23 protein-coding genes and 2 pseudogenes are annotated in these 19,345 nt (G+C 42.3%); 12 read left to right on the plus strand and 13 right to left on the minus strand.

The window, feature by feature from the left end:
* Positions 1 to 1,566: 1,566 nt before the first annotated feature.
* On the minus strand, positions 1,567 to 1,830 hold the full coding sequence (locus tag KCO92_RS01440) for an SEL1-like repeat protein (protein ID WP_158653583.1): 264 nt from the start codon (positions 1,828 to 1,830) through the stop codon (positions 1,567 to 1,569).
* 922 nt (positions 1,831 to 2,752) lie between these two features.
* On the opposite strand from KCO92_RS01440, the gene KCO92_RS01445 reads away from it, so the two are divergent.
* The 4 genes from KCO92_RS01445 (at position 2,753) to KCO92_RS01460 (ending at position 5,296) form a co-directional block, all read left to right on the plus strand.
* A complete protein-coding gene (locus tag KCO92_RS01445; protein WP_104695986.1) occupies positions 2,753 to 3,331 on the plus strand; it encodes a hypothetical protein in 579 nt (192 codons plus the stop codon).
* 653 nt (positions 3,332 to 3,984) lie between these two features.
* Positions 3,985 to 4,221, plus strand: a complete 237-nt coding sequence (locus KCO92_RS01450) for a hypothetical protein (RefSeq protein ID WP_104695985.1) — start codon at positions 3,985 to 3,987, stop codon at positions 4,219 to 4,221.
* Positions 4,222 to 4,266: 45 nt separating this feature from the next.
* A complete protein-coding gene (locus KCO92_RS01455; RefSeq protein WP_281728030.1) occupies positions 4,267 to 4,530 on the plus strand; it encodes a type II toxin-antitoxin system YafQ family toxin in 264 nt (87 codons plus the stop codon).
* A gap of 442 nt (positions 4,531 to 4,972) precedes the next feature.
* Positions 4,973 to 5,296: a hypothetical protein gene (locus tag KCO92_RS01460; RefSeq protein WP_233709718.1), complete on the plus strand. Its 324-nt coding sequence runs from the start codon at positions 4,973 to 4,975 to the stop codon at positions 5,294 to 5,296.
* A 47-nt stretch (positions 5,297 to 5,343) separates the two neighbouring features.
* On the opposite strand, the gene KCO92_RS01465 is transcribed toward KCO92_RS01460, so the two are convergent.
* From KCO92_RS01465 to KCO92_RS01525, 12 genes and pseudogenes are all read right to left on the minus strand, one after another.
* A complete protein-coding gene (locus tag KCO92_RS01465; RefSeq protein ID WP_104695984.1) occupies positions 5,344 to 6,414 on the minus strand; it encodes a hypothetical protein in 1,071 nt (356 codons plus the stop codon).
* Positions 6,415 to 7,139: 725 nt separating this feature from the next.
* Positions 7,140 to 8,099, minus strand: a complete 960-nt coding sequence (locus KCO92_RS01470) for a restriction endonuclease subunit S domain-containing protein (RefSeq protein ID WP_158653582.1) — start codon at positions 8,097 to 8,099, stop codon at positions 7,140 to 7,142.
* 23 nt (positions 8,100 to 8,122) lie between these two features.
* Entirely contained in the window at positions 8,123 to 8,542 is a 420-nt protein-coding gene (locus KCO92_RS01475) for a restriction endonuclease subunit S domain-containing protein (protein ID WP_104695982.1), read from the minus strand.
* Between the two features lie 150 nt (positions 8,543 to 8,692).
* On the minus strand, positions 8,693 to 9,415 hold the full coding sequence (locus KCO92_RS01480) for a hypothetical protein (protein WP_104695981.1): 723 nt from the start codon (positions 9,413 to 9,415) through the stop codon (positions 8,693 to 8,695).
* A gap of 127 nt (positions 9,416 to 9,542) precedes the next feature.
* The gene (locus tag KCO92_RS01485; protein WP_233710500.1) at positions 9,543 to 9,995 is read right to left on the minus strand and encodes a hypothetical protein; all 453 of its coding nucleotides are present in this window, start codon (positions 9,993 to 9,995) and stop codon (positions 9,543 to 9,545) included.
* Between the two features lie 44 nt (positions 9,996 to 10,039).
* Positions 10,040 to 10,747 (minus strand): DUF3800 domain-containing protein, encoded by a 708-nt coding sequence (locus KCO92_RS01490; RefSeq protein ID WP_104695979.1) that lies wholly within the window; start codon positions 10,745 to 10,747, stop codon positions 10,040 to 10,042.
* Positions 10,747 to 11,970 carry an N-6 DNA methylase gene (locus KCO92_RS07655; protein ID WP_233710499.1) on the minus strand — a complete coding sequence of 408 codons (1,224 nt, stop codon included), beginning with the start codon at positions 11,968 to 11,970 and terminating at the stop codon, positions 10,747 to 10,749. Before KCO92_RS07655 ends, KCO92_RS01490 begins: the two co-directional genes overlap by 1 nt.
* 194 nt (positions 11,971 to 12,164) lie before the next feature.
* Positions 12,165 to 12,224, minus strand: a pseudogene (locus KCO92_RS07660) (hypothetical protein); the annotation flags it as partial.
* A 1,085-nt stretch (positions 12,225 to 13,309) separates the two neighbouring features.
* A complete protein-coding gene (locus KCO92_RS01510) occupies positions 13,310 to 13,762 on the minus strand; it encodes a hypothetical protein (RefSeq protein WP_104695977.1) in 453 nt (150 codons plus the stop codon).
* Between the two features lie 46 nt (positions 13,763 to 13,808).
* Positions 13,809 to 14,291, minus strand: a complete 483-nt coding sequence (locus KCO92_RS01515; RefSeq protein ID WP_104695976.1) for a hypothetical protein — start codon at positions 14,289 to 14,291, stop codon at positions 13,809 to 13,811.
* A 14-nt stretch (positions 14,292 to 14,305) separates the two neighbouring features.
* Positions 14,306 to 14,551, minus strand: coding sequence for a hypothetical protein (locus tag KCO92_RS01520; RefSeq protein ID WP_104695975.1), 246 nt, complete (start codon positions 14,549 to 14,551; stop codon positions 14,306 to 14,308).
* Positions 14,552 to 14,895: 344 nt separating this feature from the next.
* A complete protein-coding gene (locus KCO92_RS01525) occupies positions 14,896 to 15,144 on the minus strand; it encodes a hypothetical protein (RefSeq protein WP_104695974.1) in 249 nt (82 codons plus the stop codon).
* A gap of 140 nt (positions 15,145 to 15,284) precedes the next feature.
* Between KCO92_RS01525 and KCO92_RS01530 the strand changes: the two genes are divergently transcribed.
* From KCO92_RS01530 to KCO92_RS07555, 8 genes and pseudogenes are all read left to right on the plus strand, one after another.
* On the plus strand, positions 15,285 to 15,989 hold the full coding sequence (locus tag KCO92_RS01530) for a Fic family protein (protein WP_104695973.1): 705 nt from the start codon (positions 15,285 to 15,287) through the stop codon (positions 15,987 to 15,989).
* Positions 15,990 to 16,155: 166 nt separating this feature from the next.
* On the plus strand, positions 16,156 to 16,434 hold the full coding sequence (locus KCO92_RS01535) for a hypothetical protein (protein WP_104695972.1): 279 nt from the start codon (positions 16,156 to 16,158) through the stop codon (positions 16,432 to 16,434).
* A gap of 256 nt (positions 16,435 to 16,690) precedes the next feature.
* Positions 16,691 to 16,948 (plus strand): hypothetical protein, encoded by a 258-nt coding sequence (locus KCO92_RS01540; protein WP_158653581.1) that lies wholly within the window; start codon positions 16,691 to 16,693, stop codon positions 16,946 to 16,948.
* Between the two features lie 269 nt (positions 16,949 to 17,217).
* On the plus strand, positions 17,218 to 17,640 hold the full coding sequence (locus tag KCO92_RS01545) for a hypothetical protein (protein WP_158653580.1): 423 nt from the start codon (positions 17,218 to 17,220) through the stop codon (positions 17,638 to 17,640).
* 16 nt (positions 17,641 to 17,656) lie between these two features.
* A complete protein-coding gene (locus tag KCO92_RS01550; RefSeq protein WP_199766195.1) occupies positions 17,657 to 18,010 on the plus strand; it encodes a PI-PLC domain-containing protein in 354 nt (117 codons plus the stop codon).
* Positions 18,011 to 18,043: 33 nt separating this feature from the next.
* Positions 18,044 to 18,229 (plus strand): hypothetical protein, encoded by a 186-nt coding sequence (locus KCO92_RS01555; protein WP_199766194.1) that lies wholly within the window; start codon positions 18,044 to 18,046, stop codon positions 18,227 to 18,229.
* 42 nt (positions 18,230 to 18,271) lie between these two features.
* Positions 18,272 to 19,189, plus strand: a complete 918-nt coding sequence (locus KCO92_RS07550; RefSeq protein ID WP_267892250.1) for a DUF2779 domain-containing protein — start codon at positions 18,272 to 18,274, stop codon at positions 19,187 to 19,189.
* Positions 19,164 to 19,268, plus strand: a pseudogene (locus tag KCO92_RS07555) (hypothetical protein); the annotation flags it as partial. The gene KCO92_RS07550 and the pseudogene KCO92_RS07555, both read left to right, overlap by 26 nt.
* Positions 19,269 to 19,345 lie beyond the last annotated feature (77 nt).

The following is a 19,345-nucleotide window of genomic DNA, read 5'->3' on the forward strand; positions in this document are numbered from 1 at the left end:
CGGAGTTAGTGCGGATTTTATTGGGTATTACTCTCCACGAGCCCCGTACTACACGGGCTTCCCGAGGGACCTAAAAGGTTAAAAAGACGAAGTCTTTTAAAAGGGCTAAACACCTGCATGCGCGCGCGCATGCGCTCGGGAATCGGGATCAGGTCAAAATCGCTCAAAAACTGGGTAGAAAACTTAACAAAAAATTTTTTTTTGTGTATTTTTTGTCATTTTTAGGGTAATTTTGAGAGAAAATCGCTATAAAAATCGCATGGTCATTGTTAGGTGATCTGGGTTTGCGCTTCGTATTCATGGTGGTTGGCAAGAATAAAAAAATTTTTTGAGAATAAAATTTTTTTATTGAATTGACAGAGAATCGACTCGGAATGCAGTGCTAACGCACTGCTTACAGAAGGGATTATCTGTGGGGAAGACCCCCCACACCCCCCTAGGGCTTTTGAGAGGAGAGAGAAGTGTTGTAAAAACGCTCTACAATCGTTGTGAAGGTATGGGTAGGCTTTTTCGGTATGGGTTGAGAGTGTTGGAGCGATTGTAGGGCATTCTAAAGGGATTGGTAAGAGTGTTTTGAGACGGAGGAAGAAAAAGGTGTGCTTTTGGAGTGTCAGATGGAAGTATACTGAACTTTGATGGTAAGGTTTACAAGGATTTTTCTAGTGATGACATCAATGGTATCGCGCACAAGAACTTCTGGAGGGCTTTTAGAGAGCTGTGAGGACAAGATTACAGTTTATAGGCGAAAATGACTCTAAAATCAATTCTAAGCGCATTTGAGGGTAGTGGATAGCTTTTCAGAGATGGTTTTGGTTTAAGTTGCGCTCTAGGAGCCTTCTATGGGGCCAGAAATGCTATGTGTTTTCTTGAGTGGCGTGTCTCTTTCATTGTGTGGACTTTTTCTTGCTCTTGGACTTGGGATGTTCTTGGTGGGTTTGGATGAGCTCTAAAGGCTTTTTGCCATTTAGCTATAGGGGAATATATCAAGTCGGGAATAGTAAAGACTTAGTATAGTTTGGGTGTGGTTACTAATAAATTGTGCCTAGCACAAAATAGCTCAAAACCCACCTACTTTAGGGCTCTTGAGCCCTTTTCAAGCCAACATGCCCTCATTTCGTTCAAACACCGCTTTTACCTGCTTGTTGAGTTTTATCGATGTATAATCTTGTATAATCTTAGAATATTGCCTAATTACGGGGTTTAAAACCCTAAAGTGGGTGTTTTTACGCTAAAATGAAATATGGAAATAAAAAGTCAAGCGGGTTTGAAAATCTGAAAGATCTAAAAAAGCGGGGTGTGATTGTGCGCCGTCTGTGGACCTTGGAAAGTGGGCACCTTAGTGTTCACAAACGCATCACGGGTATAATTTTGAGCTACGCATCCACACAGGATCAGACTACCGCTTGTATGTAATCAAACGGGGCAAGACGGCAAGACGTTGGTAATTTTGTTTTGCAGAGGCGACAAAGTACGCAGGTTTTGGGTATGTTCAGCTTTTAGGACACCTAATAGCAACATACCCAGCAACAAACCCCATCTTAAAACATTTTGACACATCGTTTCTCCCTAGTGTGGTTTCTGCCATTTTTCTAACGCTAAAATCGCGTCTTTATTCCCAAACTCTACCGCCTTCTTCAAATACTCTAACCCTTGTTGCTCGTCTTTGGGTGTGCCTAGCCCCTCTAAGTAGGCTTGAGCGATGGCATAAAGAGTTTTGCCTAGAGTCTTGGTATCTATGTTAGATTGCTTGGCGCGCTGATAGTCAAAGTTGCTAGGCTTTAGAAGTTTAGGATCGCACACTTTATACCTCGAATCGATTGTAAAGTTCAACGCTCATCGCCATCCATGTTCGAAGTAGGTTCCCATGCTTGTGCTTGTGGACATGCACCCTTTGGCAAAACAAGACATTTTGATACATCTTAAACCCAGAGATAGGAGAATCGCTCGATATGAAATTATCCATAAGAGAGAGTGTTTTCAACGCGTGGATGCTGGTTAGATATGCTAGCTGGAAGTTCGCATGAAAGACGTGGTTGGCTAGTTCGTTGAAAATTTGGTGCGTGTAATTATAATCATTGGGCTTGTCATAGTCCCATTCACCACTCCATACAGACATGTTGTGAAAATAGCTCAGTGCATATCTAAGCTGCCAAAAACGCGTGGATCCCAGGGCGTAAAAATAACCTGCCCTATCTTTATTTTGTTTGATGCCCTGCCCTTCAAAGAGTAGATCGCCCAAGAATATCGGGGCTTGGATGCTGTGTAGAGCACTGCCTTGTTGGTAAAGACCATAGGCTTTTTTGTAATCCTGCTTCTTTTTAGTCTCCTTGGCTAGTTCAAGTGAATATAGAAGCCCTATTTTAGGGGGTTGTTCGATTTTGGAGGAGGAGCTTAGAGAGAGTTTTTTGACTGAATAAAATTTTATTAAAATTCTATTAAATGCCTGATAATTCGATAACTAAATTTTATTAAAAATTTATTAATTTGCAATTATTTTTCATTTTAATTTTATTAAATTCTTATTAAAACAACAATTTTTGGGTTATGCACCTAGTTGCATGATCACTTCATAACAAGGTCTATGAGGACATATTCAATAATCGCTCTAAAACGCTCTACAATCGTTTTAATGGGCGGGGTTCTATGGTAAACTCTTTTTTTGCAAAGTTGCGATTTATGACCCCTTTACGGGGCTAAAAACGCTATGCTTAATCTTGTGTAAATACTTTTTCCAAACTCAGCAAGGATTTTAATGGATAAGAGACAAGACATCAAACAAGCTTTGCATGCCGCCAATATTTTTTTGTTTGCCTTGATCGTGTTTTACATCGTTCTTACTCGCGATTCACGCGCATGGGGATGGGGAATTGATGTAATTTTCTTTGTAGCATGCCTTGAAATGGGTGCTGTTATTTTAGCGTTATACCCTAACAAACGCATCTCTTTAGGACTCATTGCTTTAGGATTTGTGCTATGTTGTGCTCCATTTATCCCTCCCCTAAAATACGGAACAATCGTACTTAGCGTAGGAGCTCTCATCTTTTGGGCATATGTTGGTAATAAAAAATGGTGGCTTTTTCCCATCCCGCCTTTAATCGCTATTATTCTTATCTTGTTTGAGTCGCATGATGCCTTGTTTAAGTGGAAGGCGTTCGTGTTAATGTTAAAAGTCACGCTGAGCTGCTATAGCATTGTACTTCTTTGCACGCTTTGCGTTTATCCCATTAGAAACGCGCATTGGTTTTTGCGCTGTTTAGTGGCTATAGTTGTTTTCTGGCTTCTCAATGCTCAAGTTGGATCGCTCATGGTGTCTCTCCTTTTTGGTAGATAAGTTGCACGCTACAAGGCAACGACTCCGAATTGCGCGCCTAGTGGCATGGGTTGCTTTGTAGCACATCGAAGGAGGCGCGCGTAAGCTTTTGAGAAGTGAATTTATGGTGGTTGAATGGTCTGGGTTAGATCAACACGAGTCGTAGTTAGACAGCTAGGTGTAACTAAGTGAAGTGAAGGATTTTTATCAGCGATTAGCTTTTTATTTCACTCTCCAACTCTTCGATGCGTTCTTGCATTTTCAAAAGCTCTAGGGTTTACTCTGTGCGTTGCTCTTCGGGCAACACCCCCGCGCTCTCTTTCAAGCGTGAGACACCTTTGATAACTTCGAGTTTAAGTAGCAAAAGCTCTTGCTCTTTTGGCGTCATTGATTAGTCCTTTGTGTTTAATCGCTTCTAAGTATGGTTTTTGTCTAAGTCGCGCTCTATGAGGCTTCCAGGGGGCTAAGAATGCTATGTTTGATTTTGAGTGGCTCATGGATTCTCCAAATTGTCGTTTTTATTGTGCTTTTGTCTTGCTTTTGATGGGTTGATGGGGGGGTTAGAACGATTGGAGTGGTTCATGGATTGGTGGGGTGGTTTGGAGGGAAGCAGCAAAGAAATATTCCCGTAAATAGCAACTTTAGGGTATACTCACAGGAGAAGAGGTGATTGTATGTCAGTAGGTTATCAGAGAAAAGACAAACAGGGTATGGAGGATTATCGGGTGTACAACGAGAAGCGACTGTCTGAGATTTTGAGCATCACCCAGGCGCAGCTCTTGGAAGTGCGAGCAGAGCGCAGGCAGATTACAAAAAAGCTCCAGAACCTTCACAGAAAAAGAAGTCAGATTAAACTATGCTTGTTGCAAGAAGAGATCACATGCCTAACCAAGCAACACAGCTGGCCTTGATGAGTGTCGATGATCCTGACGAAACATATATGAGAACCAGCTCATTTGCTGAATTTGCAGAGAGAGCCGAAAAAGAAGATTAACTCTTTCGTACTCGAGATTGTTGCTAAGAAGTCTTTTCAAAAAGATTATACAAGACACTTCAAAAGTAAGAATATTACGAGAGATGTGCTTGATGTCATTGTTTCGAAACTTCAACAACAGCTTCCACTTGAAGCAAAATACAAAGACCATGCCCTAAAAGGGCAATGGAAAGATTTTAGGGAGTGCCATGTCAAGCCAGATTTGCTGCTGATTTACCAAGTGTAAGGCGATATGCTTATTCTGTTGAGACTGGGTACGCATAGTGAGCTGTTTGGATAGATTGCTGAAGAAAAACGACCTATTTGAATGTTGTGTTAGGAGATGCACTGAGGCGTAGGGGTTTTTGCAATTTAGATATTACCATCTGCGCCATAAGGCATCTTTTTTGTGCTCTAATGTCCCTCATAGAGTTGGGGCATCGACTCTTGGAGTAGAAGTCGTAAGGTCCGCTTGTGGGCGGACTTTGATGATGCCAGAATTCCCTAGCTTTAGCTATGGGGGATATGTCAAAAATTTAGCTATAAGGAGGTAAAACGCCTCTTCCGTTTCTTAATCCTCATAGCCAAAGAGTCTTTGATTGTTGTTTACTTTTTGGATTGCTGGGGTATGGGGCGTATGTTTTGATTAAAGAGGCCATTCAAGATTTCGCTGACTAGGTTTGGTTAGGATGTTAGCGGGTGGTGTAAAGGCACAACTTGATTGTGCCAAAAAGGATTTGCAGAGGGCCACAGAGGCGTTTAACGATCTAGAAGAGCGTAAAGTCTTTTGGAAGTGGTTGGCAAAAGGATGTGTGGATTTTGAGGCACACAAGGCCAAGAGCCTAAGGTGCATGGCAGACCTAGAGCAGGAGGATACAGCAGAGGTTGTGATCGCTTTTTTTGGTAAAACCAATGCGGGCAAATCCATCCTCATTGAAACCTTACGCCTTTTTTCAAAGAAGAGGGAAAGGTCCAACAGCAAGCGTTATTTAAAAAATACAGGCACGTTTTAAGACACCCAGTCCAAATTATACTAGTACCTAACACTAAGAAGTAAGCCTTATTTAAATAGATAGGCGTATTCAGATTTTGGGTTAATGAATTGTTTGAGATCGCTAAACTTGATTGGAAGATAATTGAGACTTCCTCCTATGCTAACGCTTATTTCATATGTATGCCATGCAAATGAAACATAACCGGGCGTGATGTAAAATTCTGGTTCATCTGTTAAGGGAAATGCCGATGGGGATATCAAATCGCTATAATCTGGGTCGTTTGTGAGTCTCTTACTAAGGAAGTCTAGTAACTGCGTTTTCTTTGTTTTATCAAATACATCATCAAAATCACTAGGAATTGGATTCCCAGTTTTTAGATTGTATCCCACCATTGTAACATTTTCAACGCCTTTACTTCCATTGCTAGTGAAGTGCTTGACATGCAACAATAGTGTGCGATCATCTAGTAAGTCGACAACAACATATTCATCATTATATTCATGATTTGGAGATTCGTCTTGATCAGGTGCATAGTCTGCATACTCTTCTTTTAGCTCGGATAATATTTTGCTTTTTAGTTCATTTTCGCTCTTAGCTCCTAAAGATATGGCATTATTTAGCTTTGTATAAACTTCATTTGAGAGATTGTTATTGCATCTTGGGATGAATATTTTTAGCATTGAATAATCATATGAGTTAATGTCTGTGCCTGCACTGAATTCATTTGACACAAGAGAAATTTCACTAATTTTTGCGCTCGCATCTTGTTTGAATTTAAATTTTACTCCATTAAGCGTACCCTCTAAAGTTAGCAAGCCCTTTTCAAAGCCAAATTTAGCAGTGTCTAAGTCTAAAGGTCCATAATCTTTATCCACGCCTACGACAAAAAAGGCAGGGTTGTCGTACATACTTGTAGTTGCAAGGTCTAGGTATGCCTTAGTTTTTTCTCCATAGAATTCGCCATCTAGTAAATAGAACTTCTTGTCTTTAATTAAGGCAATTAGCTCTTTATAACTCATTTTTTTGGGTGCAATATTTGTTTTGGAGCATTCTGTGGCATATTGAGCAGTATTTTTAGTTTGGCTCGTATTTTTAGCTACATCTTGAGTCGTATTTTGAGCACAAGATGCGAGCAAAAGAGCTAGAGTACAAGCTAAAAGTGATCTTTTTATGTTATTTCCTTGTTTTGTTTAAGTTTTTGCATGTTAGCAAAAATACTAGCGTGCTAAAAAGGTTTCATGCCTTACGCACCCTTGTGAGCTCCGCTCTTATCATCAACACTAGATAAAACTTCTACACTTATAACGGGGTCGGGCTCATCACACACCACAACAACACGTCTAACCAAACCGCTCTGTTCGGGCGTGGCGGGTTGGGGTGTTGTATGGTTTTAAGCAGCAAAAAATAATACTAAATCTATCAAAATACAAATAATAGACTAAAATTATCCATAAAAACAAACCAAAATACCTAAGATATTAGATTTTTAAGTTTAACTGAATAAAAATCTAATATAACGATTGTTTAGTCTTGCAAAAGCGTTAAAAGAGTTAAATATGCTTACCTCCGCTCCCTTTTTGGGGTTGGGGGCGGATGTTTTTCTAGCCACTCAAGGGCATTTCTGGCATTGTTGATGCAACGCATTGAGTTATCCTAAAAATCGTTTAAGAGCTCTTGGGCTAATTGCGGGTCTTTTGTGCCTATCTCTTTGATGTGGGCTAAAAACTCGCTATCTAAGTCCGTTGCCCGCTTTGTTGGTCTGTACTCGTTGAGGTGTTGGCTTGTACCTTTGGCTGTGGGGACTGTGCTGTGGGGGTGTCCTTAATGGCGTGAATATCACCCTCAAGTTTTTGTATTCTGTTTAGTAATTTTCAAAAACTAAAAGACCTTCCACTTCCAACTTGGCTTTTTCTAAGAGTTGTTTAGCCTCTTGGCGGTGCTTTAGGCTCTTTTGCACATAATGGGCGATCTGTTCTTGAATGGGAGCAGGAATTTGGGGGAGTAACACGCTTTGTAAAGCCCTCTTGGATAGAGCGCATAGAATTGTCCCACTGGGGAATTTGGCTAGGTAGATTTGAAACAGCGGGGATTTAAAGAGGGTTAAAAGGGTTTCAGGGTTAAAGCGGGATGAACGGAGCACAAAAAAACCCGTAGACACCACGCAGGGGCTTAAATGGGGTGGGACAAGGGCACAACGACTTAAGCTCCCCTCTACGCTAGAGAGCAAGACATCGCTACTTTGGGCTAGTCGCCTTGCGCGTGTGGGGAGGTGTGCACCTTGTGCTTCTGTGTGGGTTGTAATATTGCCATAGTTGCCAATATGGGCAAGCTCAACATAGCGGTAGGTTGTGTTGGGCTGGGGCTCAAAGGGGGCATCGCAAATTTCGCTCTCTGTCAGGGTGCAAACCCCACCCGAATAATTTTTAATCAAATCCTCTATTTGGGTGTATTTGTGTTGGTAAAACTCCGCATCGAGCCTGCCCGTGCTTAAAAAGCTCTCTTTAAGGGTTTTAATGCTGTGTTCTTTGAGTGGGGCTGGGGGCAATGTGCCTAATTCTTGCTCTAACAGCTCTTGCGCCTTTTTATAAAGACTCTTGCTCTGTTCTAGGGCGTGGTGGGCACTCTGCACTAGCTGGGCGATGTGTTCTTGGAAGGGGAGGGGGAGAAGGGGGATTTTTATTTTTCTTAGTAGACTCAAATTAAGCCAAGGCTGGACATTGCCTGTTGAAGCCTGTTTAAATTGCAAATGCCCAAATTTTGTATTTAAAAACAAGGTTACAAATAATTTATTAAAACGCCCATCTTTAATCCTAATATTCACTATATTTTGGTTTGTGTTGCAATCTACCCACTCACTAAATACATACAAGCCCCGCCTATTTTGCCCGTTCTAGCTGTTAAAATATCTCCCTCTTTAGTGATGGTTTTTTGTAGCTGTTGGTGAGCTTGCAAGGAAATCATGTCGGTTTCATCGCCAAGAAAACATTCTTCAATGTTTTTAGCCTCTATGTATCTTATTTGCTTAGGGTTGTTGTCGTGGATAATGTCATAAATATCTTTGAAACTACCATTTGAGTGTAATTCGTAAGTGTCTGAGATTGCACCAAGCGGTTCGCTATTTTCTAACAGCTTCAATATCTCCACCCACTCCCTCTTAAAATACTCTGCGTCCATGCGCTTGGTGGGGTTGTCGTGTAAAACTTCGCTTAACTTTAAAACGCTCACTTCTAAATGGGAGTAGTTTTGGGCTAGAGAATGGGGCATCCAAGCGTCCTTAAACTTCAAGCATTGAGAATTTGACATTCTAACATAAAAATGCTAAAGTATCGGTCATTTATAGGCGGGCCTTCTCCGCCACTCTGTTACAACTTAAAACTTGATTTTTATGTTTTTTTTGTTAGAATAACTGCCTTTCTAGGTGGATTCTTTTCCACCGCTGGCATAACTCACAAGTTCAGGCGCAAAACTCCCTAGTAAATCCTCTAAAAACAGCACGATCTTATCAGGGTGTAGGCCAACATATAGATATTGTGGTTCTGCTTGAGGTTTTTCTTGTTGTTTTTGGTTTTCAGGGTGGCTTTCGTGTTTATTGTCTGCAATGTTGGCATTGAGTCTAGGATAACCTTTAGGGCTGCATTTGTAAAGATTTTCAAAATGAAACGCCCGATTTCTTAGCTTACGCAAAAGTTGTAAGAGCAAGTCAGATTTTTCATGGCGTTTGAGATGGGCGTTTTTGCGGTGCGCCAAATGGGTTTTAGTGCCAAAGCGGTTTTTATTCTTAGGGTAATATCTCTTAAAATCTAGGCGGTCTAAAAAATCTAAATTAAACACCTTGTCATAGATTTTAAAATGCTCCACCACTTTTGGCCAAAAGCCCATGCTCTGTTTGGAAATTAAAGCGTCCTTATGTGTGGAGATACCGCCTAGCACCTCAATATCCTTTGGCAAGAGTTGCCACCAATCCCCCACTTTTTCTAAGAGCACTGAGTCTATTTGGTTGCGGATCACCACTTCTAAAATACCGATCTTGTGGCTTATGTGCCTTATGAGCGTAAAATTTGCTTCATGTTCTGCTAGGCTGGCATACCCCCCTAGCCGTTTAGCTGAAAACAGCTTTTCTTGGGTGCTCTGAGTCATTGTGTCCTCCTATTTCCTTCCCAAAAGTGTTTGTATTTTAATGTAATTCTTATCCATTATAGGATAGAATAGCTACCTCAACTACCGGTGGTAGAAAGAGATGGTCTGCAGTGCCTCAATCTGCACCCTAAAACCACGCACAACTTTTGAGCTTTAGGTCATTGTTATAGGCTTTGTAGCGGTCTCCATAGGTTTTTTTGTTGTCGTTTTCGTCTATATAAAAACCTGTTACGATAAAAGCCGTTTCTATCTTGTGCGATTTTTGCAAAATCACCACAAAATCAAAATCATAGAGCCATAGATATAGTCTTATCTTCTTGTCTTGGTAGTAGAACAATTTGACATGGGGTTTTTCATAGTCCAAGATGATTTGCCTAATCCACCCAATCCTACAAGCCCTTTTGGGGTCAAACACCCTTCTATGTTCTTTGTTTTCCCTTATGATCAAGTGCCAAAAGATTTGTTCTTTTTGGTTGGGGCGACCGGGGGGTTGCAAGGGGTCGATGTAAAGGCTGTTGGCAAGATAAAGGGGTGTGTCTAGGAAATCTTGCTTGAATTGTTGGTAGGCTAACTCTACCATCTCCTCCTCACCAGAGCATGTGCTAAAATCTAAAAGCGGGAACATTAGGCATTTTGTTTGAGCGTGATTTTAAATACATTGAACTTACTCTCCCAAGGGGGTGTGCCCTCTTCAAGCCTAAATCCCGCCCACTCCTCAATTTTTTGGGCAACATGGTTTTTAATGGCACTTTGGTGGGGGATGTCATCGCGGGCTTTGTAGGCGATTGCCCCTATGAGTAGGTCGGCTAGCTGGATAATCTGGGATTGGTGGGATTTGGCGGTGAAACATTGGGCTTGGATGGTGTTCTTGTAGTGGTGGTGTAACACCCTTTCTAACTCCCGCATCCGCACCGCACATTTAGAATCTTTGTGGTCTAAGTAAATTTTGATGGCGGTTTGGGGTTCTATGAGATTTCTCAACACATAATAAAACATTTTGTAATAAAAAATGTCTGGGTTGCTTTGGTTGTAGCGGTCGTGAACAAGCTTTTGTTTATCGGGGATTAAAATAGCTTGGAAGCGTAGATGGCCACTAGAAAAGAAAAGCTCTAACAAGGCATCGTAAAACCCTCTTTGGTTTTGGATGAGTTTTGTCCATTTGAGCTCTTTTTGGTGGTTGAATTGGCGTTTTAAGTCTTTGATCGTTTGGTTGATGGAGGCTAATTCGCTTGAAGGCAGGCTGATTGCCCCTAGCACCATCACCTTGGAGCCTAAAGAAGGAGTATAGTCTAGGTGATTGCTTTCATCGCAAAAAATTTTATATTCTTGCATCACTCCCTCCAAAAATTCAAGCCCTCACTTTTGGCAAACTCGATAAACGCCTCAGCAATGCCATCTTGTGTTAATCCCTCGTGGTTAAATAGGTCGTGCTTGACAATCAAATGTCCATGTTGGTCTAAAAGTGGGCGACTCTCTAAGATTGCACTTTGTATGGTGGCTTGGCGTTGTTGCTCGGGTTTGAGTTTTTGATACCCTTCTTGGCTGATTTTGCGCCCTTCAAATTCGATGAAGTTAGCCGCCTCTAGGCTGGTATATTGAGTGTCAAAGTCTTTTAGGCTGTATTCTTGTGTGGTGGTTTGCCCCTCTGTGGTGCGTTCAATTTTGATACTCTCTTGTTTGACATAGATTTTATCCCCGGAGTTGTTCTTGCTGGGCTCTCGCATGGTGGCAAAAAAGATGTTGTAATCCTCTTGCTTGGGGCATAACTCTTTATGCCATTTTTGCACGAATAGGACGCTGGTTTTTGTGCCCGTGTGGGGTTTAAAGACATTGGGGTGCAAACCTACCACCGCTAAAATACGGGCGTGATCAGCGATAAATTCGCGAATATACTTGTCGCTGTCGTTGTTAAAACGCCCTTGTGGTAACACAATCGCCATGCGCCCGCCGGGTTTGAGTAAGTTTAGAGTCCTTTCAATGAAAAGAATATCGCGCGTGATTTGTTTGCACTCATTGATAACGATTTGTTGATACCCATTGGGGGTTTTAATGAGGTAGTCCGGATGGTTTAGCATTTCTAAGTAAGTGGGGGTTTTTTCAAAAATGCGCCCTTGAGCGATGGCTTCCTCAATGAGCTTTTCTTGCTTCAAATCTTTTTGGGTGGGGACCACCTTTTGATTGATTCTATGTTTCTTATAGCCTGTTGTAGTTTCTACAAGGTCTTCTCGCTTTTCTCTATCCTCATGCGTTGGTGTGATGTCTCTTAAAGTGATTGTCTGTCTTAGGGCGTAATGCTCCAAAATCCCGCTCTCCTTGATATTGCCCGCAAAGGGGGGGTTAGCCATCACAATATCAAATTCAAAATACTTGTAACTGCGCTTGTGATCGTCTTTCTCTTGCTCTGCTAGGGGCAACTTCTTTTCAAGCTTTTCAAAATTTTTATTAAAAGTCTTTGTGGCTTTATCGATGTCCTTTTGAGCGTGCCACTTAGAAAAATCAAGAGAGTTGAGCTTAAACACATTGCTATGCCCATCCCCAGCGATAAGATTGAGCATTTTAGAAATTCTAGTAGTGCGGGGGTCAAAGTCGATGGCAAAATATGATCTTTGACATAGTCAGTGGCTTTGGGGATTTTCTCTTCAGCACTGAGCATTTCATTTTCAGGCAAACCCTCTGCCTTGTAAATCTGATCCCAAACATGGAAACAGATATGGATGGGAAATCCACAGCTCCCACTGGCTGGATCGATCATACTCTCATGGGGTTTAGGATTGAGCATTCTCACGCACATGTCAATCACATAGCGCGGGGTGAAAAACTGCCCCTTTTCGCCCTTAGAATCCTTGTTGGCAAGGTATTCAAAGGCATCTTGGCTTTAAGAGATTGCATAGCCAGCATTATTCAATGCTATCTTATCTTTTTCCTCTAAGGGTGTCCAGCCTCTGTTTAATAAGCTGTTTAGATAAACGCGATTATAAAAGCACGCAAAGATGTAGCTGGTGATATAGAACCAAGCGATCATGCAGGACATGAATACTGTATCTGATCTAAAAGATAGTCCCATCTCGTCGAGTATCAACATCGCTATTAAGCCCAGTGGTATCTGCACAAGAAATTGCACAATCGCCATTTTTATATTTAAATGCCAAAGAGGCGTTAGAAAGCCAAAGAAGAAATTTGAATCGCTAAGACCGCCAATCTGACATTTTTTAACAATACCCACACGGTTTTTTAAAGACACTATTGTTATCATAAATACCCCATTAGTCTATTTAAGGACATATTTTACAGCACAAAAGGGATAATATTGTCCACTAGCAAAGTAGAATGCAATATCCATAGGTTAATTTTGCCTAGCTTGCTATACTGCGCGTCCATTTTTGTGGGCTTTTGAGTTCGACCACAATATACACACTCTGCGTGGTTTCATCCAGCACCACCACATCGGCGCGGTTACTAAAGCTAGAATCCCCTAACTTTAGTTATGGGAGAGTATGTCAAGGCATCTAGTTAAAAACCCGCTATTCTAACATGTTTTACATTGTTGATGGGCGTTTTTATGATAGTCAAGCGGGCTTATCTGCGTGGTGTGGGGTGTTTGGACAATGCGGAACAGATCACTCCTCCATTGCACAGAGTGGCAACAAAAAAAACCTTCCCTACCCATAGCACAACTAAAAGGCGGGGTGTTTGATGGGATGTTTGTTCTAGGTGAAGGAGAGGTTTTTTTATTACCCGCCTTTGGTATTAAAATTGTCGGTATTATTAATACACCTTTTTGTATTCATCGGTTATGTTAATGGCGGGGTAAAATGTCATGTTAAAGGCGGACAAAATGGGGGTTGCGGACAGAAAAACAAGTAAAGTGGTATTTACTCAGTCCTTGCATGGATACTAATGTAGCCCCTTGCCCCCGCCCTTGTCCTTGCGATTGTGTTCTTGGAGTGTTGCCAATCCCTGCTCTAGCAACTCTCTTAGGCGTGCCACATTTGAGGCAAACAGATCGGCGTGTCCTTTCAAGTAGTCGGCTTGGTCTGGGTCTATGGGGGCTAGTTGTTGTTCTAAAACATACGCCTCCCCCAATAGCGTTTGCAATGCCTGCTCTTTGGTTGTGTTGAGTAGCGTGGCGATTTGGGCTTGCAGATCGGCGATGGTCTTGTCTTTAGCCTCGCTCTGTTCTTGCAGAGTTTTATTCTGCTCTTGCAACTCTTTAAAAGCGAGATCATCTGCGGGGGTTTTGGCAATGGGAGCGGTTTTTAAAGCCTCTTCCAATGCGGTTGTAAGTTCTGTTATCTTGTCTCCAAACTCCCGCAAGGTTTTCTTGTCCTCTGTGCTTTGTAACTCCAATGCATTATATTTGCGCTCTAAAGCCTCATAGTGCGCTTTTAAGCCATTAGTGGATCTGCCCCTTGCTTGTTTTGCGTTGATTGTGGGGCGTTCTGCGTGGGTGTATGGGGTTCTTGGGTTTTACTAGCAAGTTCGCCTTTAAGCCCGTGATTTGCTCCGCTTGTTTATCAGCCTGTCTATTAAGCTCCACAATGGTTTCTTTGGCAAACACTGCTCCATAATCGCCAAAGATGGCTAAAGCTACCCGCTGAAACTCTGTAAAGCTAACCGCTTGATCTTGTACTTGATCAACCCATTGCTCTAGCTGGCTAAAATGTTCCCGTTTAAAACCCTTGCCCGCCATTACTTTGCGTAACTCTTTACAAAAGCTCTTGATCTCATCTTGCCTTGCGTTGCGTTCTTTTTTTAGTTGCTCACTGAGCTTAAAGTTTGCCTCTAGTCTTTCTTGTAAAGCCCCAAACTCCTTCTCTTTGTCTGCTTTTAAGGTGCTCAAGGTTGTTAATAATCGACTTTCATCTACTTTGGGCATGGCAAACTCCTTTGTTAAGATTTAAAGCCACCACCCTTGCTAGGGTCTTTGGGTGTTTCTTGCAATGCAGGTGTAGCGCGCTGTGGGGGTGATTGATCTGTGGTAGGTGGTTTAACCTCTTGGGCTGGACTTTGAGTGGGTGTTGTAGGCGGTCTAGGCTGGTAGGCGAGCTTGTCTATCTTGGGTAGCTCAGGGGCAAACTTATATAGAGGTACTTCATAGGGAGGCTTAAAACCTGCGGGGATATGCGTTAACCACATTCGTGGTTCAAAAGTAGTCTTTCCTGTCTTTTTACAGAGTAGTTTCTCTATGTGATCACAAATATCCCTACCTTGCTTGCCCTTGCAGACAAGTTCAGCGATCTCATCATACTCCCCCTTTTAGAGCGTTGAATATCTCGGCTTCAAATTCGGGCTTCGGGCTTTTGCATTTTGACGACATCCATGCTGTCGCCTGTCACAATGCCTACCATCCGTATGTTGTCCCTTTTTGCTTTCCGAAAAGACTGCTCCACCCTGAAACGCTCATCAGGTGTGTTGGTATCCTCGCTTACTTCTATAACTAGACCGCTCTCTGCTAGAGTGTTGGATGTACTTTGAGCCTCTTATAATTGTGCGATGGTAGCTTGTTGCTGTTTAAAAAGCTCTGCATACCTCTGTATGATTTTTTGAGCCTCATCAAACTCTCTTTTCATCTTTACACATATTTCTTTCACCTGCTCTCTAGTCACATCTAGGTTTTTGCTCTCAGGTAAAGGTTTGCCCATTGTGCTGCGTATCTTGCTCAAGTCTGCTAGATGTTCAATCTGCGCTGTTTGCAGCGCTACATTCACCGCTGTTTGCACTCTTTGCATAATTTGTCCTGCGGAGCTATAGAGATAAAATCCTTACTATAATTTTAAATTTATGTCTTTAAAAAAGTATCAAAGATACAACTCTAGCGATGATAGATTTGTTAATATAATCTTTAGTTGAGTGCTGTTGAAGGATGGAGATGGAATACAGGTTAAGCGATTTATCTTTACTCGAAAGAGAAAGGCTTTTTAGAACACTGCGTGTGGCTCTTACACACCATAGTAATGCCATTGAAGGATTGAGTCTTCAGTTAGGGGAAACCCGTGCGCTTCTAGAAAGGGGTTTAACAGCAAGCAATAAGCCTTTGCATGAGCAACTCATTGTGCTAGGTTTTGCAAGCGCCTATGATGTTGTGGTGCGTGAAGCGAGTGATAGAAGTAAGCTCCTAAATACAAGTTTTATTAAAGACTTGCATTATTTGCTATTCAAGCCTGCTTTAGATGTTACCCCTCTGCTTGTCGCCAAGCCTATTGGAGCGTATCGCACTTCTGAAGTGATGATTGCAGGGGCAAATTTTACACCTACAATCCCTACCCTGATCTCTCAAGAATTAGAAAATCTCTTGTTTAGACTGCCGAGCAATAACCTCACATTAGCGCAAATTGCTCTGTTTCATGCAGAGTATGAACGCATTCACCCTTTCATTGATGGCAATGGGCGTACAGGTCGTCTCATCATGGCTTTTCAATCAATTCAAAATGACCTCGTGCCTCCTTTGATCTTAGATCAACAACGCACAGAGTATCTTAGTCTCTTGGAGCAGTGTCAGACAGATTTAAATTGTGCTCGCTTTGAGATTTTTCTAAAACAATGTCAATGCCAGAGTCTGCAGTGTATAGAATGAGGTGTGGTTTAATGTTGTTTTAGTTATTTTTGGGGCTGGCGTGGCTGGCTTGGGAGGTGAGGCATGCTAGGTATTTTGAAAACCGCCGAGCAGTTGCGAACAAGTAATGCCACGCAAGCATACACGGATTCAAATAAGCTTTATGCCACCTTAAAAGAGGGGTGGGATGAAATATACCCCTTTACGGCACAAATGGCGTTTGCAAAATAATGTGTTTGACTCTAAAAACGAGGTGTTTTACAAACCTTTAATGGTTTGCAGAGATGGCATTTTGCCCTTTTGTGTGCGTCTAGCTCCCGAAGATGTGGGCTTACAAGCAGTGCAAGAAATACTAGACACGCCATTTTGTGGTATCGGGAAACAAGATATTCGTTACGATGGCAGTTACCACAGCCTTTCTTTAAAGGACTACCAAGAGCAAGAACACAAATTTAAGGGGCTTTGAGTGCGTTTTGCCAATACCTAGAACCCTTTTTAAGAGACACCTCTACACTCTCTGATACAGAAAAATTGCAAGGGTGGTTTGTGTTTGTGGAATTAGAGTGGGGCATTGTTTAGAGGCATGGCAGAAGTTTGACAAACTTTACAAAGGGGAGTGCAAGGCAAAGGGTGCAAAAAGCTTTATCCTAGAGAGATACAGGAGGCGACTAAATGGGCTTTTGAGAATTTTTAAGAAGCCTCGTGATTTGTTAAGAGAGGGCTTGAAACAACTTTTGGCATGCGCGGATCGCCTAGGGGGAGTAGCGGCACTACGCAAATTGGGGTGGGATTCTTATGATTCTAAGGTCAGTTTATCCATCCCTTATAGCGAGGAGGGCTTACAAGAGCTCTTAGAACTTAAAGAGGCTATGGGGGCTGTGGCGAGCACAGATGCTAAAGTCTTGAATGCTAAAGAAGTGCTAGAGCAAAAAATCGTTGAGTGCCAAGAGGAATTGCCAAAGGTCATCGCCCTTTTATAGCAGGCTCAAGACAAGAGTTGGCAAGAGCGGGATAAAATTAGAGCACCCTTTGAGAAATCGGCAGATAGCCTACAAGCAGACATTGAAGCTCTATTGGAGGCTTGCGATGCGAGCTTAGGCGTGGCGGTTGTACGCCAAGTTTTGGGGGTTAAAAAGGCAAAATATACAAGAAATTACAATGAATCGGGCTTTAAAACAGCTTTAGAGAAGGAGGTGCTCAAACCTTTGGAGGAGTATTTCAAAGCATTGGGGCTAGTTGCTGAACCTAAATGCGCTTTAGGCGTACTCCAAGCAGAGTTGCAAAAAATATCGCCCAAATCCAAGAGACCCTTGCAGAGATCGAGCAGACCCACCAAGCCCTTGTCAAAGAGGGGATTGTGACCGACAAAGAAACCAAGGTCCTTTACAACTCTTTAGATCAGGGCTTAGAGTCTTTAAAGGCAAGCTTAAAAACTTTTGTGGCGAGTAATGGGTATGAAAACATTGTCAAAATGGGAAAAGAAGCTCTAAGACATGTGGGGTATGTTGGAGAGTTAGACGAGGCCCCACTCAAGGCAAGTGGTGCCAACAGCCCACAATCCGCATCTATGGACTTGGCACAAACCCGTGCCTTTTTGGAAGAAAGGCTACACACGGAGTTAAAACGCAACAACATCTGCGAGCATTTGGGCAAGCATTTGCGTAATTTTTGAGGTGGGCCTAAAAACCTTGCAAGAGCGGGCACAAGAGTTACAAACCGCCATCCATCAAAACAAAAAAGATAGCATTACGCCCCACATCAATGGTTTTCAACAAGCCCACCAAAACGCCCAAGAGAAGCTTAAAAATCTTTTAGAGTTTTTAGACCCGGATACTTCCAAGGAACTAGTGGTCTTAAGCGCAGAGTTAGATGCTTTGGATGCAGGGGAAATCCACGATTTGAATGGCTTTTATGAGGGCTTAAAACTTTTACGTGAAAAAGAGGGGGATGGGGGGAAGAGGACACATGCCCGTTTTTTGAGGAATTGTTCCCTGAAGACCCGGAGAATGATGGTGAAGAGTTTTATGCCCAAAAACGCCTAGAAAGTTTAGAAACGGGTGCTAAGGCAGGCGGCGTTGTGCGCTATAGAGCTTGCAAACAAGTTTTTAGATCAAAAAGATGCAGATTTTGACAAATGCCAAGAGTTGCTAGAATTGCTCACCCCCTTTTGGGAGGAGCAACACCACTATGGGGCGTTGGCGATGTTGCTTCAGCTTTTAAAAGTGCAAATCTCTCAATGCAAGGGCGAACAGACTAAATAGCTCCAAAGCAGACTAGATCAATACCTAGCCCGTTTAGAAAAAATGGGTTGCGATCCTAGCGGATTGGAGAAGTATTACTACCAAGGGATTTTTGTGATGGTGGATATTTTGCAAGTAGAAAACGATGGCGTGGTGTTAAACGAAGTGAAGAGCTCTACGGGTGCCTTTAAAGACACCAAGGCACAACCTCCTAAAGAGGAATATTTATGGGATTTAGGTATCCAATACTATGTCCTTAAAGGTTTGGGCTACAACATTAAGGGAGTTTATTTAATCTGCCTCAATCACACCTATACAAGACAAGGGGCGTTAGATTTGAAAAAGTTGTTCTTAAAAAACGACTTTTTAGAGTTTATCAAGGGCTTCCAAAGTCAAATCTCTAAAGAGTTGGAGCGCATGCGCCAAATCCTAGAAAACCCCCAAGAACCTAGTCAAGACATTGGTGCGCATTGCGACAACCCCTACCGTTGCAAAGCTATGGCGTATTGTTGGCAAGAGCAAAAGGGGATTGTCGGCACCAGCCATGTGTTTGCCATCACTAACTTGAGAATGGATAAAAAAATGAAATTTTATCAGAATGGGCAGGTACTCTTCAAGGATTTAACGGCAGCGGATTTAAAAAAGTTGAGCGACAAGCAGAGGCGACAAATGGTGTGTAGCCTCGAGCAACAAACCCACATTAACAAAGAGGCGATCCAAGAGTTTTTAAACACCCTGAACTACCCTCTTTGTCATTTGGACTTTGAAACTTATCAGAGCGCGATTCCCTCATTCGATGGCATGAAACCCTATAGCCAAATCCCCTTTCAGTATTCGCTCCACATAGAGTATGCAGACGGGCGCATGGAACACCAAGAGTTTTTAGCCGAGTGTGGCACAGATGGGCTTAGCTTTGGCAGAGCAGTTAATCAAAGACATTCCAGAAAATGCCTGTGTGCTCGCTTACAACGCTTTTTTTGAAAAAAGCGTGTTGCAAGGACTGGTAGATTTGTTTGCCCCAACGATACCTAAGGTGTCTCAAGCCTTGCTGCAGGTTAGAAATAGGATTTTAGATCTGATGATCCCATTTAAAGAGGGATATTACTACGATCCCAAAATGGGGGTAGCTATTCCATT

The organism is Helicobacter salomonis (assembly GCF_017979425.1).
GTDB classification, from domain to species: Bacteria; Campylobacterota; Campylobacteria; order Campylobacterales; family Helicobacteraceae; genus Helicobacter; species Helicobacter salomonis.